The following is a 15328-nucleotide window of genomic DNA, read 5'->3' as shown; positions in this document are numbered from 1 at the left end:
TATTACAGTGAGATAACTCGTTCTGTCGGGATTAACGACACGGCAGAAGCGCGTTCGCTGATCCGTTGTTTGCACCTGGCGGAATCGTGACCTGACATTGCTGCTTACCGCCCCACATCACGTTCAGCGTTTCGTTCGCATTGACCCCCGCAAGCCAGGCTTGCCCGTCTTCCAGCACCATCGCGACGCTTACGCCATCGGGGTTGTAAATTTCCGCGCCGAATGGCGGGACGTTGCCATCCGCGAGGCGTAGCGTCCCCATCATCTTCATCCCCTTCGCCATACCGAAGGCCTGATAGCCAATCGCGCCTTCCGTCAGGGTCGTCGTGCTGATGGCTTTTGACGGTTCGATGTCGCTGTCCATCGCATCCACGTCCACGCGGGTGTCAAAACTGTTGTAGCTCACCACATCCGGCACCACGGCAATGCCGTAGCCGTTAGTCCGCGACTTCTTGCCGTTAAGCGGCACGCCGCCAATGCCATTGGTATCCACCATGACGCGCGCCGTGTTGATCGTTGCGCCGCTGTTATGCATCGCCGCGCCGTGGCGGGTTGCCGTGAAGCCGCCGCGCAGGGTCGTGCTCAGCGCCATGTACTGGCTCTGCTGATAGCTGGCGTTGGTATTGATTTCCGCCAGTTGCGAACGATGCTGGTAATAGCCGTCAACGCTGGCGTTACCGCTCTGGCTGGCACCGGCACGAATGCGCCACAAGTTGTTGTAATCACTGTTGTCGGTGTAGGACGCCATCGGACTGGTTTTGCCGTTGTTGGTCTGGATATCCAGACCCGCCCATTTGTTGTCGCCAATCGGCACCGACAACGAGAAGGAGATCGAGTCGTCTTTGCGCCCTTTGTAATCAGTACGGTAAGCGGAAAGGTTGGCGGTGATGCCGTTGATCTCGCCAATCCGGAAGGCGCGTCCCACCGACATGCCGTAGCGATCCTGGCTGCGCTTATCCCAGTAGTTCTGGTGCGTCCAGGTCAGAAAGACGGTCGTCGCCTTTCCCGCTTCACCGGCCCAGAACGTTTTATTCCCGGTAATGGTATAGAGCTCTTTTTCGCGCCCGATGTGATCGTATCCCTGATAGCGTTCATCGAGGTATTGCGACATAGAGCGGAAATCTTCCTGCGAAAAACGGTAGCCCGCGAAGGTAATGGAGCTGTTGTATTCGTCGAAGGTTTTCGCGTAACTCAGCTTGTAAGAGGTCCCTTTCAGCCGGTTGCCGTCAGGCTCGCGGCTCCAGGATTCAGTGGCATCCACGGAAATCGCGCCAAACGCGTAGAGATCGCGCCCGATACCCAACGATGCCGCGGTGTACTCTTCACCGGAAGACTGTAAGCCGCCATACAGCGACCAGGCGTTGCTAACCCCCCAGGAGAAATCGCCGGAAAGGAACGTTGGACCCTGCATTTTATGGTTGTAACGGGACGGCGTACCGCCTGAGATGTTGTAACGAACGTAGCCCGGACGCGTGAGATACGGAATATTGGCGGTGTTCACCTGGAAGGTGGAGACTGAGCCGTCCTGTTCCTCAACGCGTACATCGAGGGTACCGCGCACTGAACTGCGCAAATCCTGAATGTTGAACGGCCCGGCAGGCACCGTGGTTTCATAGATGATGCGTCCACTCTGGCTAACGGTCACTTTGGCGTTGGTACGAGCGATACCATGAATTTCAGGCGCATAGCCCTGTAACGCCGGCGGCAGCATGCGCTCATCGCTGGCCAGGTTGACCCCGGTAAAACGTACGGTATCGAAAACCTGCGAATTCAGGTAGATCTCACCCAGCGTCAGTTTCGCCGCGATCATCGGCAAGGGGCGGTAGGCGTAGATCTGATTCCAGTCGAAATCGAATTGATGGTTCTGGCTGTAGTAGCTGGTCTGGTATTCACCACGCAGACGCCAACCGCCGATGTTCGCACCCGCCTGGCCGTAGCCTGAAACCGCGCTGTAGTTTTCCTGACCGTTGAACTGGCGGGTGAGTTGCCCGTTGAGGCTGTAGTCAAACAGAAGGCCCGCGATCCCTTCATCCCAGCGTTCAGGCGGCGTCCAGTTGGGATCGTTATACTTCATCCACGCCTGCGGCACGGTAATTTCAAGCACACCGGCATAGTTGCTTAATTTCGCCCCTGGCAGACTTTGCAGGGAGTAGCAATTCTCATAGAGCTGGGTGACCCTGACGCGGGCCTCATCTTTCAGCGCCAGTTTGTCCAGCAGGTCGCCACTGATGCAGGGCAGCGTGCGCTTCCCTTCGGGAGCCTCGATATAACGAATTTTCTCCTGACCGACTGGCTGACCGTTAATACGGATATCCAGCAAATAATCGCCAGGGGTGACATAGTTGTCGGTCGCAAAACGCGACAGATCAATCTGCGTACGATCCGCGGCATCCAGGACATCGGTATTAAACTCAACGCTCTCCTCGGCACTGGCCATCGGCGCATAGCCGCTATGCATTACCAGAAGAGCAATGATCGTTAGAGGGGTATTTAATTTTACCGACATGATTTTCGTCCCGAATAAATCCGTTAAAAACGGCCTGCGTCCCGCTACGTTATTGTTATGCTGTTAGTGGTAATCCATAAAAAACTGCGCAACGGCAGTAAACTCGCCCGCTTTTATATATTTTTGAACCGGTACCAGCGATGCGGAAAATTTTAAAACGTTATCAGTTTCGCTCAGTTCATATTCCGGAGAGGGTTGACCCAGCGTTAATATTTCACCCTGATTGTCACGTAGACGAATACCAAAGCCATCGGCGTCACCACTGACTAATAATGTGGTGGGGTCGGATGCCGCCGCATTACCCATAAAGGTGACCGAAGCATAAGGATAAAGTGAACCATCGTTGCCTCGTTTCACCACGGAACATCCCGTCAGGCGTATCAGGACTGGCCGCGTAATATTGCCTTCATCATTGCGATTAATCAGGCTGGCAGAAACATCGCCAAACTCAACCTCTATATCCCGACTGTTCGGGTCAAGACTGCATGCCGCCTCAATCAGTTCACCGCTCATCGCTAATTTACCCGGCGTGACGGTGGATGCTGAAACCGAAGCCGACCCGACCAGAGCGCAAAAATAGACGGCGATGAGGAGCGTATTGTTTATTTTCACTTTGTCCCTCCCTGGTACGATGCCTGCGGTGAAGAAAGTGCGGGAACACGTCCCGCACTCAACACTTCAGGTCAATTACTGGTATGCAATCTCGAAGTTCACTGTGGACTGGAAGGAACCAGCAGCCACGGTTGCGCTTGCGCTTTCTGCTTTCACATAGGCCACAAACGGAATGGTGTTAGTGCCGTTAACCAGCTGCACCGGTGTAGTTGCCGTGCCCCACACCACATCCTGGCTGGCGCTGTCACGCAGGCCGATACCCGCACCAGACGCAGTGCCAGAGGTGAAGGCCGCCAGAGTGGCGTCAGTTAGGTTGGTGCTGGTCGGGGTGTAAGTCACTTCTGCAGTTTGCGCGACAGTGATGTCACAGTGCTGCAGTTCGATGTTCTGGTGTACGTTTCCGGCGCGAGCACCGTTAGCCAGTGCAGAAACAGGAATCTGACCAAAATCAACGGTCACCGGGCTTGAACCTGGCGCCAGACCACAGGCGGTATTTACCAGTTCACCCTGGAATTCAATCACACCGTTCGTTGTGTCAGCTAACACAGACATAGAACCCAGAGCGGCGCTGAACGCAACAGCCATAGCAACTTTATTCATTTTCATAACAATTTCCTGTTTGTACCAATATCCTGAGAAATAAAGAGTCATCACGTCGCATTCGTTATTCCGTTCTGCTGTAATCAACTCTTGGTTTTGTTCTGGAAATGTCCTGGTAATAATTAAAACTGCAATAATATTAATTATCACCACTCCTTCGAACTGATGAAAATGCTACCAAATCAAAATTTCCACACAAAGCACTACATTTGCTGTGGAATAGATACGCATTGTTAACTCGCAGGGAAAGGAAAGGTGGGTTTATATCTCGCGAAACCGCGCGATTAATCCGAAATACACGATGGATTTTTAGTAAAATAAATTAGAGAAACAGCGAGGTGATTAAGATAATTCCCGATAATACCGGAAACAAAATAGTTATTCAGGAAATTATTGGAATAGTTAAGGTCAAAATAACAACAGCAGAGCTCAGGGATGTTCCTTCCCGTCGTTTTGACAAGCCTGAAGCAAACTTAGCCAGTCGTCGGGCGGATTCCCCTTATCGAGCATTTCCCGAAAATCTTATAGGCATCGGTCTTGCGGCCGTAGGTGTGCAATGACCCTTCATCATTCACCCATGCGATGACAAAGGATTCAAAACCTATAAAGGAGGAAAAAGCCGCCTCGCAAATCCGGGCGGAAAGATTATCTCAGGCTGACGGCATCAACGCCGCATTGTACCCGGCATTCTCCGCAGCCGGTACAGCGCTCGCTGTTCAGCACAGGGATCCCCGTCGCGCCGAGGGTACAGGCCAGCTCAGGGCACGCCTCAACACACTGGTTGCACGAGCGCACCGGATTAACGCAGGCAGCGCTGAACGTCGGGCGCAGACCCGTATCAAAACGAACCTGTACGCACAGCGCGCCACTCGGGCATGCGTCAATGCACGCCCCACAACCATCGCAACTGGCATACTCTATCGCCAGTTGCGGGTAGCCGTCTTCGTGACGGGTCAGAATTCCCATCGGGCAGGCATCGATACACTGATTGCAGCGGGTACATTGCGCGATAAACTGCGCATCAGGCGCCGCTCCTGGCGGCAGTGGATGCGCGAGTTGAGGCACCGGTGCGCTCTCCGGCGCAGTGTGCTTTGCCGCGCTGACAAACACGCGAAACAGCCCACGCCGACTGACGTGCCGATGCGTCATCAGCGCCTGATAATATTTCTCTGACTTGTTCATCCGAAGTACAGCCGTTTCACCGCAGGTTGCAACGCACGCTGTTGCTCCATCTCCTGCAGATAACACGCCGTTACAGCGGCTAAACGCGCATAGAACGGGCTCACCGCGCTGTCCTGCACTCGTTCCAGATAGTGATATCCCCACGGCAGCAGATACACTTCGAATAACTGATTCACCGCCGCGTCTTTACCGGCCTCCAGCAGCGTGCTACTGGCTAACAGCATCAAGCCAAACTGATCTTCGGGTTCGCTCTGGTGCGAGTCAAACGCCATTCCCTGCGACTGTAAAAACGCGCGGTATTCCGCGGTGGTATCGCCCATCAGCAGATTATCGCGTTCCAGCCAGACGGAGCCCCATGGCGGCGCGGGCATATCGCCCTGCCCCTCGAACAGCACGGAAAATTGCCACGCCAGGTCATCAGCATCCGGCAACGGCCAGTCGGCACATAGCCTGGTCATCTGCGCCGGATCGCGCCACGGGTACAGATCGGGCAGCGTAGGTAGGCAGTCAAACAGCGCTTTCACCTCCGGTCGCCCGGGGGAGTAGTAAAACAGTGCACCAAGGATCCTCGGTAATACAGCACTGGATGGCATGTTGGATACTCCTGAAAAAGTGCCTGATGGCGGTTAATGTTCGCCCAGACGGCGGGGCCGGACACGCGGTCCGGCCCATGAGGCTTACATCGGTAACGTCCACAGATTGTAGAACGCAATCCTGCCCACCAGCTCAGCCACGATGACAACCACGGCGGTCATCGCCAGAACGGTGACGCTGGACTTCAGTCGCGCCCAGGTCACCACCCCAATAATGCCCACCGCCAGCAGCGCCGCCTGCGCGGTAAACCAACTGGTTTGCGCCGCCGTTAACGCGCCGTCCGCACTCATCAGCGTCGACATATACCCCGGACGCAGGCAGAAGCTGGCGAGGATCGCCAGCACACTGACCAGCAGGCCCAGACGCAGTCCGAACAGGCCGGCCAGAATGCCGCCGCCAATCAGCGGCGTCAGCACCATCATCACCGTCGTATACGAGGTGCGCCAGGTGACCACCGTCGGCAACTGGTAGATTTGCGGGATCGCCAGTATAAAGACCACGCCCACCACCGCAGCCAGCCACACCAGCGCTTTACATAGCGCGGTCGCGCCACGGTTCAGCAGCAGACCGAGAGAACCCAGCCCGCCGAGCGTGGCAAACACTGCCGACAGCACAATTTCGTTGCTCATCGGCGAATGCCCTACGCGCAGCAGCATATTCAGCGCACGCAGCGGTTGCCCGACGTGGATAACCCCCAGCAGTACCCCAACCCCAAACAGACACATGACGGAGAACAGGCCGATGGCCATCCGTCGCGCCTCGATCTGCCCCAGAGTGCCGCCAATCAGCAGCAGAATAAATGCGCCGACTGCGCTTTGGGTAAAGACGGTAAAAAAGACCAGCGGTAACTCATGCATGGCGCACCTCTCCCATGTTCATAATGGCCCCTTCCTTGTCGCCCGTAGGTTTGGCCTTCGGATGCGGCTTAATGATGAGGTTAGGATGGGTAAACGACGCGGCGGGCAGCGGCGCAATTTCGTTCTCGTTGCCGTACTTCGCGCGCAGTTCATCGATTGGGCCGAAATCCAGCGCTCGCTGCGGACAGGAATCCACACAGATGGGACGCAGATTCTGCTCCAGTCGGTCGAGACAGCCGTCGCATTTGCGCATGACTTTGGCCTTAGCATCAAACTGCGGCGCGCCATACGGGCAGCGCATTTCGCAATAGCGGCAACCGACACAGATACTGTCATCGACCAGCACCAGACCGTCTTCTTCACGCTTGTGCATCGCGCCGGTCGGGCAGCCTGATACGCAGACGGGTTCATCACAGTGGTTACAGGCGATAGAGAGGTAGTAGGTAAAGGTGTCGTTGTGCCAGCTTTCCCCTTCTTTCACCCAGCTTCCGCCGCCGTATTCATAGACCCGGCGGAATTTTGGACCGACGTCCAGATCTTTATTATCCTTACAGCTGACCTGGCAGGTTTTACAGCCTGAGCAGCGCGAGGAGTCAACATAAAAGCCATACTGTTTCATTGCGGATCACTCCTTAAGCGCGTTTGATTTCAACCAGGTTGGTATGCTGCGGGTTCCCTTTCGCCAACGGCGACGGCAGATGACTGGTCAGGGTGTTGATGCACCCGCCAACGTCCACACCGTTGCTGTCCAGACGGGTCCACGCCCCCTGTGGCATCGCCACTACGCCCGGGAGAATGCGCTGAGTCACCTTGCAGGGAATCGCCACCACGCCGCGATCGTTGAACACATGTACCAGATCGCCAGAGTTCAGCTGACGCGCGCTGGCATCTATCGGGTTGATCCACACTTCATCCGGTACCGCTTCATGCAACATCAGCACGTTGGTATAGGTTGAGTGGGTATGGCCTTTGGTGTGAAAACCGCTTAACTGCAGCGGATACTTCGCGGTCAGCGCTTTGTTCAGATGCGACTCTGTCACCGCGCAGAACTCCGGTACCGCCGGGATGCGATCGCCTTCCGGCAGCGTCCACGCTTTCGCGAGATCGGCCAGCGCTTGCGAGTAGATCTCAATCTTGCCGGACGGCGTGGTCAGCGGATTGGCCACGGCGTCGGCGCGGAAATCAGCAAACGCCAGGCTCTGTTTGTCTGTCGCGATACGCTGGTCGATGACCCCCATCTCTTTCGCCACCGGCCAATCCGGCAGGTATGGACGTTTTTCACGGATCTGCTGATAGTGCATTTCTGCCCACTGCGCCTGTGTCCGTCCTTCGGTGTACTGCTCACGCAGCCCCAGATGGCCGGCGATATCGGCACAGATATCGTAGGTGCTACGCACTTCCCACATCGGCGTGACCGTTTTCTGTAAGGCGATCATGTAGTTGTGAGAACCCGTGGCATAGGAACTGTCCACCAGATCTTCCGCTTCGAGATAGCTGGTTTCCGGCAGCAGGAGATCGGCGTACTTCGCGCTCGGCGTCATGTGGTTTTCAATGACGATAATGGTTTCGCACAAACTTTCATCCGCGAGAATTTTGCGCGTGCGGTTGGTTTCACCGTGCTGGTTCAGCAGCGTGTTACCGGCCTGGTTAAAGAACAGCTTAATGCCGGTTTTCAGTTTATCCGCCCCCTTCACGCCCATCGTGGTGGCCGTCATCATTTCCGGGCGTTGAATCGCATCCGTCCAGAGATAGCACGGAATAGAGGTCTTGATCGGGTTGGTCAAAATCGGTAACAGCGGCACGCCATAGGGGGTGCCATAAGGCCAGTTACCGTTGTTGGTTCCCGGCAGGCCAAAGTGGCCCGTCAGTGCGGGTAACGTCTGAATGGCGCGCACGGTTTGCTCGCCGTTGGCGTGACGCTGCGGTCCCCAGCCCTGACAAATGTAACAGGCACGAGCCGAAGCGATTTCGCGCGCCAGTTGGCGAATGCGCGTCGCCGGAATACCGGTGATCTCAGCCGCCCACTCCGGCGTTTTAGCGATGCCATCATCACCTTTACCGGTCACATAGTCTTTATAGCTGGCATTCGGCGCAGCGCCTTCGGGCAGCGTGCTGCTGTCATAGCCCACGCAGTACTTATTCACCTCGGCTTCATTGATCAACTGTTCGGTAATCAACGTGTGCGCGATACCGGCCACCAGCGCGGCGTCGGTCGTCGGGCGAATCGGCAGCCACTCGGCATGCTCGGTAACCACCGAGTCGGTATAACGCGGATCAATAATAATCACCCGCGCCTTTGAGGCTTCCAGCGCACGACGTAACTCTTCCACCTGTCCGCCACCGGACATGCGCGTTTCAGACAAATTCAGACCAAACAACACCACCAGATCGGAATGCGCAATTTGCGTAAAGTGGCTCCCGACATACACACCGTGGGTATAGGGCGTTGCGGTGGCAATTTGCGCCGTGGAATAGGTGTTATGATAATTTAAATAGCCGCCGGTAAGATTCAGCAGACGTTTCCAGGCAGGCGTGCCCTGAGTATGATAATAAGCGCCCGACTGATAATTATAATAAATTGCCTCACGGCCATATTTTTCCGTCACGCGTTTTAATTCTGCAGCGATAAATGCTGTCGCTTCGTCCCAGGAAATACGTTTGAATTTCCCTTCGCCGCGTTTACCTACGCGTTTCATCGGATATTTAATGCGGTCCGGACTATATACCCGCCAGCGACTGGAACGGCCGCGTAAACACGGACGAATCTGGTGTTCGCCAAATACCGCGTCGTCTTTTGCGTCTTCCGGTTCAATACGCACGATACGGTCATCTTTCACGATCACTTTCAGCGGGCAACGACTGCCGCAGTTGACCAGGCAGGCACTGTGGCGAACGGTTTCGCCATTGCCACCTTGCGTTGGCGCGTCGGTCGTTTCGGCCTGCGCGGTGGCAGAGAAAGGCAATGTAATCGCGTTACTGAGCGCAACGGCGGCACCTATTTTTGCGGTGCCTGTCACCGCATCCCGTCGGGACAGTGTTGTGTTTAGCCACTTTTTTATTTCCATCTTTATTTCTCACATTGCATCCATAGTTATTATTAATGAGTAATCATAAAGGGCTAGACACGGCTGATGGTTGATTATGATCAAACGAACTTTTATGGAAAAATAAAGAGGGAAAATCATGACATTCTTATCATTTTTCATCTGATAAAAAGCAGTGATTTAACTGAACATGGCATTTCTGGAAACAAACAAGAGATAAAAATAGAACAACAGCGGCATGATCGCTATATACTTAAATATACTACGCATATATATTCCGTCAGGCAAGCGCAATAAAATTCTTATTCTCGTGGCGCGTGCAAAAAAGATTATTCCTGGACGAAAGGAATATTCCAGGCGTTCAGAAACATATAATTTTTTATGATAATTTCGCAAAAATATAATTTTTTGTTATACAAAAAGGAGAAAGCCTTCTGCGTGAACTGGGTTCTTACCGTAAACTGGCTATACTGTTTCATCATCCCCATAGCCAGACTGAATCATGATCGTATCCGGACGCCACCCCTCTCTGCGCCTGTCACTGGCAGGACTTCTGACGCTGACGCTGTTTGGGATCGGCTATACCCTGCATCTGCACTGGGGAGCGTTTATTCAGTGGTGTCTGGCGACGCAAATCACCCTGCATCGTTATCTGGTGATGTACCTGCTGCAGCTAAATAATCATCAGTACAGCGGCGGTTTCTGGTTACTGACGGGGGCCTTTCTGTACGGCGTACTGCATGCCATCGGACCGGGACACGGAAAGTTCATCGTGACGACCTATCTGAGCACCAATAAAGAAAGCCTGCTGGCCGCGCGGGTCGTGCCCTTTGTTGGCAGCCTGATGCAAGGAGTCTGCGCGATTCTGTTTGTGTTTATTCTCGCAATTGGCTTTAACCTCGCATCCGGCGACTTGAGCGCCAGCCGATGGTACGTAGAGAAAATCAGCGCAGGGCTGATCGCCGGATTCGGCGCGTTTCTAATTTATCAGGCACTTAAATCCTTACGCCCGATAACCTTCACCCGATTCACTCCCTTGCACAGTCATGACGAGAAGTGCGGCTGCGGGCATCACGGCGTCGGACAGACGCTGGTGGACGGTCACTGGAAAACCCGACTGGGGGTGATTCTCGCCATCGGCGCCCGGCCCTGCAGCGGGGCGATCATGATCCTGCTGTTTTCCAATGCTCTCGGTATCGTCACCTGGGGTATAGCAGCGGTGATGACCATGTCCTTTGGCACCGCGCTGTCGATCATGGGTCTGTCTCTGGCGGTACGCTATGCCCGAAATCAGACGCTCTCGTGGTTCGGTACAGGACATCCAGCACTGAAATGGCTTGCACCTGCGGCGAAAATGGTTGGCGGTGTGGTGCTGATTCTTTTTGCCACAATCCTGTTTTTAACGGTGATCCCGATAAGCGCGAACGGCGATTATATCGCCGCAGGTTGCTGAGCGGGTATGCGCGATAATTATCCGATAATGGCACACCTGCGCCAGTGAATTTCCCTGCCACCTTTGAATTACGCGTCCCAATAGGGATAATACCCACACGAACTGTGAACCCGGGACCACCATGAGACACTCCCTGCCTTGCCGCAAGCTACGTGAACGGCCGATGAAACTCGGTACGACGGTGATATTGATGGTCAGCGCCGTGTTGTTTTCTGTCTTGCTGGTCGTACACCTGTTCTACTTCTCACAAATCAGCCACATGACGCGCGATGCATTAGCAGACAAGGCGCTGGCCGTTGCCCGGACGCTGGCAGACTCGCCGGAAATCCGCGAGGGGTTGATGAAAAAACCCGAGGAGAGTGGGATTCAGGCGATTGCCGAAGCGGTGCGTAAGCGTAACGATATGCTGTTCATTGTTGTCACCGACATGAAAAGCCTGCGTTACTCTCATCCGGAAGCCCAGCGCATCGGACAACCATTTAAGGGCGACGATATTTTGCTGGCGCTGGATGGCAAAGAGAATATCGCCATCAACCGGGGCTTTCTCGCCCAGGCGCTGCGCGTTTTCACCCCCATTTATGACGACAATCACCGCCAGATTGGGGTGGTGTCGATCGGTCTGGAACTGAGTCGGGTTACCGAACAGATTAACAACAGCCGCGGCAGCATCATCTGGTCCGTACTTTTTGGCGTGCTGGTTGGCCTGCTGGGGACATGGGGGCTGGTGAAAGTGCTCAAACGCATCCTGTTTGGCCTGGAACCGTATGAAATTTCCACCCTGTTTGAACAACGTCAGGCGATGCTGCAGTCAATCAAAGAGGGGGTCATTGCCGTTGACGACAAAGGCGAAGTGACGTTAATCAACGAGGCCGCCCAGGAGTTGCTGAACTACCGTAAGTCACAGGACGACCCCCAGTTTTCCACGCTCAGCCACGCCTGGTCGCAGGTAGTGGATCTCAGCGAAGTGCTGCGCGACGGTACGTCGCACCGCGATGAAGAGATCAACATCAAGGACCGGTTACTGCTCATTAATACCGTCCCGGTTCGCAGCGACGGCAAGATTATTGGCGCGATCTCCACCTTCAGGGACAAAACAGAAGTTCGCCAGTTGATGCAACGACTTGATGGCATGGTGAACTATGCCGACTCACTCCGTGAACGATCCCACGAATTCATGAATAAATTACATGTGATTCTGGGATTGTTACATCTGAAGAGTTATAAGCAGCTTGAAGACTATATTATTAAGACGGCAAACAACTATCAGGAAGAGATCGGCTCACTGTTAGGCAAAATTAGATCGCCGGTCATTGCAGGCTTTTTACTCAGTAAGATTAATCGCACATCCGATTCAGGGCACAAACTGGTGATTAGCCATGACAGCCAGGTCCCGGACAGCGGCAATGAAGATCAAATTGCGGTATTGATTACCGCACTCGGAAATCTGATTGAAAACGCGATCGACGCGTTAGCACAGCAGTCAGGAGGTGAGATCAGCGTCTCCTTATACTATCGCAATGGTTGGCTACATTGTGAAGTGAGTGACGATGGTCCCGGCATTGAACCGCACCGCCTTGACGCGATTTTTGATAAAGGCGTCTCGTCTAAAGGAACTGAACGCGGCGTTGGTTTAGCGCTTGTTAAACAACAAGTTGAAAGTCTTGGTGGCAATATTTTTGTGGAATCCGAACCTGGCGTTTTCACACAATTTTTTGTACAAATACCCTGGGATGGGGAGAGGACCAGCACATGATCAATGTCTTTATTATCGATGACGACGCCATGGTCGCGGAGTTAAACCGCCGCTATGTCGCACAGATCCCCGGTTTTCAGTGCTGCGGAACCGCCTCAACGCTGGAAAAAGCCAAAGAGGTTATTTTTCATAGCGATGTTCAGATTGACCTGATTCTGCTGGATATTTACATGCAGAAAGAGAACGGGCTGGACCTGCTCCCGCTTTTGCATGCCGCGGGCTGCAAAAGCGATGTCATTGTCATCTCGTCTGCCGCCGATGCCATGACGATAAAGGATTCGCTGCACTACGGCGTTGTTGATTACTTAATCAAGCCGTTTCAGGCCTCACGCTTTGAGGAAGCCCTCACCAGCTGGCTGCAAAAGAAAAGGGACATGGATAAGCACCAGTATTATGAGCAGTCAGAGCTGGACCAACTGATTCACGGCAATGCGTCCAATGAGCAGGACACCCGCCGCCTGCCGAAAGGGTTGACGCCGCAGACGCTGCGCACGCTGTGTCAGTGGATCGACGCACATCAGGATTATGAGTTTTCAACCGATGAGCTGGCGAATGCGGTGAATATCTCTCGCGTCTCTTGCCGCAAATACCTTATCTGGCTGGTTAACTGTCATATTCTGGTCACCAGTATTCATTATGGCGTCACGGGCAGGCCAGTTTACCGCTACCGTATTCAGGCAGAACATTATTCTTTACTTAAGCAATATTGCCAGTAGAAGATCAATCTTAACCTTGCGTTATTTCGTTATATATTGGTAACAATTATTACAATAATGAAAAAATAAAAAGGTTAAGGTTACTTTTTGAAAATCCAGAAATTGTGCCAGATCAAATATAATTGCATCATCTCTCATTTTTCAATGCGTTATTATTACCTGACATGCCATTGTTTTTAATTTCAAAAACGCTAACAAAAGTTAATAAAGTATTATCCCTTACGCAGAGTGTGTATTTTTAATCACAAAGGAGTAGTCCGGAAATAACCGGACGGATTAACAAAAACGATAAACGGTAGCAACGGAGCTCATGCTACATCTTACGGATAAGCACACTCTGTGAGCAGATGATATGTTCATAATTTTCATAAAGATACAAAAAAAGATCCCGAACCTGCCTCTGCTCTCCTTTTTTCAACACTACCCATCGCCAGGGAGTCTTGCTCTCTGAAAACAGCCTGAAAGAAAACGATGAGAGTTTTCCTGTCCTTATGAAAAACTTTTATTCGATGTTTAGAAACTAATCACACTTTCAGACGAAACGAATATTAGCCAGGCTCTGCGCCCACTTCACAAAAAACAGAACATGGCTGTGATCCATTTATCAAAATTGACTGGTTTTATCGCGAGGGTAAATAAATGCTATTTAGTATACAACTTCTCATAATATTAATATGTTTGTTTTATGGTGCCAGAAAGGGCGGTATCGCGCTGGGTTTGTTAGGCGGTATCGGCCTGGTCATTCTGGTCTTCGTTTTCCACCTCCAGCCGGGTAAGCCACCGGTTGACGTCATGCTGGTGATCATCGCCGTGGTCGCGGCCTCGGCAACACTACAGGCCTCCGGTGGTCTGGATGTGATGTTGCAGATCGCCGAGAAACTGCTGCGCCGCAACCCGAAATATGTCTCTATCGTTGCCCCGTTCGTCACCTGTACCCTGACTATCCTCTGCGGTACCGGCCACGTGGTCTACACGATCCTGCCAATCATTTACGACGTTGCGATTAAAAATAACATTCGCCCGGAACGTCCTATGGCCGCCAGCTCCATCGGCGCGCAAATGGGGATTATCGCAAGCCCGGTATCGGTGGCGGTGGTGTCTCTGGTTGCCATGCTGGGTAACGTGACGTTTGAAGGCAAGCACCTCGAATTCCTCGACCTGCTGGCGATCACTATCCCGTCCACGCTGATTGGTATTCTGGCGATCGGTATTTTCAGCTGGTTCCGTGGTAAAGATCTGGATAAAGACGAAGACTTCCAGAAATTCATCTCCGTACCGGAAAACCATCACTACGTGTATGGCGACACCGCTACGCTGCTGGACAAAAAGTTGCCGAAAAGCAACTGGCTGGCAATGTGGATCTTCCTTGCCGCAATTGCTGTCGTCGCTATCCTGGGTGCCTTCTCTGAACTTCGCCCTTCATTTGGCGGCAAAGCGCTGTCGATGGTGCTGGTTATCCAGATGTTCATGCTGCTGACCGGCGCGCTGATTATTATCCTGACCAAAACCAATCCCGCTTCAATCTCTAAAAACGAAGTCTTCCGTTCAGGTATGATCGCGATTGTGGCGGTGTACGGTATCGCCTGGATGGCGGAAACCATGTTCGGCGCGCACATGACAGAAATCGAAGGTGTGCTGGGTAACATGGTGAAAGAATATCCGTGGGCCTATGCGATTGTTCTGTTGCTGGTGTCTAAATTCGTTAACTCTCAGGCAGCGGCGCTGGCGGCTATCGTTCCGGTCGCGCTGGCGATTGGCGTTGACCCGGCCTACATCGTGGCGTCTGCCCCGGCGTGCTACGGCTACTACATTCTGCCGACCTATCCGAGCGATCTGGCCGCCATTCAGTTCGACCGTTCAGGTACCACCCGCATTGGTCGCTTCGTCATCAACCACAGCTTTATTCTCCCGGGTTTGATTGGCGTGAGCGTCTCCTGCGTCTTTGGCTGGATCTTTGCTGCCATGTACGGATTCCTGTAAAGGTCTCCCGCGTGCCGCCCATCGCCGGGCG

General features: G+C 53.3%; 13 protein-coding genes. 5 read left to right on the top strand and 8 right to left on the bottom strand.

Annotated elements, in window-relative coordinates; all coding sequences use genetic code 11:
- Positions 1-31: 31 nt before the first annotated feature.
- The 3 genes from WM46_RS22055 to WM46_RS22045 all read right to left on the bottom strand — a co-directional run bounded on the left by WM46_RS22055 (position 32) and on the right by WM46_RS22045 (position 3724).
- Positions 32-2506, bottom strand: a complete 2475-nt coding sequence (locus tag WM46_RS22055; protein ID WP_102603330.1) for a fimbria/pilus outer membrane usher protein — start codon at positions 2504-2506, stop codon at positions 32-34.
- A gap of 63 nt (positions 2507-2569) precedes the next feature.
- Positions 2570-3118: a fimbrial protein gene (locus WM46_RS22050; RefSeq protein ID WP_061075510.1), complete on the bottom strand. Its 549-nt coding sequence runs from the start codon at positions 3116-3118 to the stop codon at positions 2570-2572.
- Positions 3119-3193: 75 nt separating this feature from the next.
- Entirely contained in the window at positions 3194-3724 is a 531-nt protein-coding gene (locus tag WM46_RS22045; protein WP_061075511.1) for a fimbrial protein, read from the bottom strand.
- Between the two features lie 332 nt (positions 3725-4056).
- Here WM46_RS22045 and WM46_RS22040 point away from each other — a divergent pair, with 332 nt between their 5' ends.
- Positions 4057-4278 (top strand): hypothetical protein, encoded by a 222-nt coding sequence (locus WM46_RS22040; protein ID WP_102603329.1) that lies wholly within the window; start codon positions 4057-4059, stop codon positions 4276-4278.
- A gap of 85 nt (positions 4279-4363) precedes the next feature.
- Here the strand turns inward: WM46_RS22040 and napF are convergent, their stop codons facing one another.
- The 5 genes from napF to WM46_RS22015 all read right to left on the bottom strand — a co-directional run bounded on the left by napF (position 4364) and on the right by WM46_RS22015 (position 9416).
- On the bottom strand, positions 4364-4900 hold the full coding sequence (napF, locus tag WM46_RS22035) for a ferredoxin-type protein NapF (RefSeq protein WP_061075512.1): 537 nt from the start codon (positions 4898-4900) through the stop codon (positions 4364-4366).
- Positions 4897-5493 (bottom strand): molecular chaperone, encoded by a 597-nt coding sequence (locus WM46_RS22030; protein WP_102603328.1) that lies wholly within the window; start codon positions 5491-5493, stop codon positions 4897-4899. The genes napF and WM46_RS22030 overlap by 4 nt, the downstream gene beginning before the upstream one ends.
- An 84-nt stretch (positions 5494-5577) precedes the next feature.
- Positions 5578-6351 (bottom strand): dimethyl sulfoxide reductase anchor subunit family protein, encoded by a 774-nt coding sequence (locus WM46_RS22025; protein WP_102603327.1) that lies wholly within the window; start codon positions 6349-6351, stop codon positions 5578-5580.
- Positions 6344-6970, bottom strand: coding sequence for a DMSO/selenate family reductase complex B subunit (locus WM46_RS22020; protein ID WP_102603326.1), 627 nt, complete (start codon positions 6968-6970; stop codon positions 6344-6346). Before WM46_RS22020 ends, WM46_RS22025 begins: the two co-directional genes overlap by 8 nt.
- A gap of 13 nt (positions 6971-6983) precedes the next feature.
- Entirely contained in the window at positions 6984-9416 is a 2433-nt protein-coding gene (locus WM46_RS22015; RefSeq protein WP_187394412.1) for a DMSO/selenate family reductase complex A subunit, read from the bottom strand.
- 481 nt (positions 9417-9897) lie between these two features.
- Between WM46_RS22015 and WM46_RS22005 the strand changes: the two genes are divergently transcribed.
- From WM46_RS22005 to dcuB, 4 genes are all read left to right on the top strand, one after another.
- Positions 9898-10848 carry a nickel/cobalt transporter gene (locus WM46_RS22005; protein WP_102603324.1) on the top strand — a complete coding sequence of 317 codons (951 nt, stop codon included), beginning with the start codon at positions 9898-9900 and terminating at the stop codon, positions 10846-10848.
- Positions 10849-10969: 121 nt separating this feature from the next.
- Positions 10970-12601 (top strand): sensor histidine kinase, encoded by a 1632-nt coding sequence (locus tag WM46_RS22000; RefSeq protein ID WP_102603323.1) that lies wholly within the window; start codon positions 10970-10972, stop codon positions 12599-12601.
- Positions 12598-13317 carry a two-component system response regulator DcuR gene (gene dcuR, locus WM46_RS21995; RefSeq protein WP_061075520.1) on the top strand — a complete coding sequence of 240 codons (720 nt, stop codon included), beginning with the start codon at positions 12598-12600 and terminating at the stop codon, positions 13315-13317. Before WM46_RS22000 ends, dcuR begins: the two co-directional genes overlap by 4 nt.
- Before the next feature lie 639 nt (positions 13318-13956).
- Positions 13957-15297: an anaerobic C4-dicarboxylate transporter DcuB gene (gene dcuB / locus WM46_RS21990; protein ID WP_042999100.1), complete on the top strand. Its 1341-nt coding sequence runs from the start codon at positions 13957-13959 to the stop codon at positions 15295-15297.
- The last annotated feature ends 31 nt before the right edge of the window (positions 15298-15328 follow it).

The sequence above is a fragment of the Citrobacter freundii complex sp. CFNIH2 genome (genome assembly GCF_002880615.1).
Lineage (GTDB): Bacteria > Pseudomonadota > Gammaproteobacteria > Enterobacterales > Enterobacteriaceae > Citrobacter_A > Citrobacter_A amalonaticus_F.
This window is presented reverse-complemented; position numbering and strand designations above follow the sequence as displayed.

Coding starts and splice junctions, on each gene's coding strand:
- WM46_RS22055 (WP_102603330.1), bottom strand. CDS start 2,506: ATGTCGGTAAAATTAAATACCCCTCTAACGATCATTGCTCTTCTGGTA.
- WM46_RS22045 (WP_061075511.1), bottom strand. CDS start 3,724: ATGAAAATGAATAAAGTTGCTATGGCTGTTGCGTTCAGCGCCGCTCTG.
- napF (WP_061075512.1), bottom strand. CDS start 4,900: ATGAACAAGTCAGAGAAATATTATCAGGCGCTGATGACGCATCGGCAC.
- WM46_RS22030 (WP_102603328.1), bottom strand. CDS start 5,493: ATGCCATCCAGTGCTGTATTACCGAGGATCCTTGGTGCACTGTTTTAC.
- WM46_RS22025 (WP_102603327.1), bottom strand. CDS start 6,351: ATGCATGAGTTACCGCTGGTCTTTTTTACCGTCTTTACCCAAAGCGCA.
- WM46_RS22020 (WP_102603326.1), bottom strand. CDS start 6,970: ATGAAACAGTATGGCTTTTATGTTGACTCCTCGCGCTGCTCAGGCTGT.
- WM46_RS22015 (WP_187394412.1), bottom strand. CDS start 9,416: ATGGAAATAAAAAAGTGGCTAAACACAACACTGTCCCGACGGGATGCG.
- WM46_RS22005 (WP_102603324.1), top strand. CDS start 9,898: ATGATCGTATCCGGACGCCACCCCTCTCTGCGCCTGTCACTGGCAGGA.
- WM46_RS22000 (WP_102603323.1), top strand. CDS start 10,970: ATGAGACACTCCCTGCCTTGCCGCAAGCTACGTGAACGGCCGATGAAA.
- dcuR (WP_061075520.1), top strand. CDS start 12,598: ATGATCAATGTCTTTATTATCGATGACGACGCCATGGTCGCGGAGTTA.
- dcuB (WP_042999100.1), top strand. CDS start 13,957: ATGCTATTTAGTATACAACTTCTCATAATATTAATATGTTTGTTTTAT.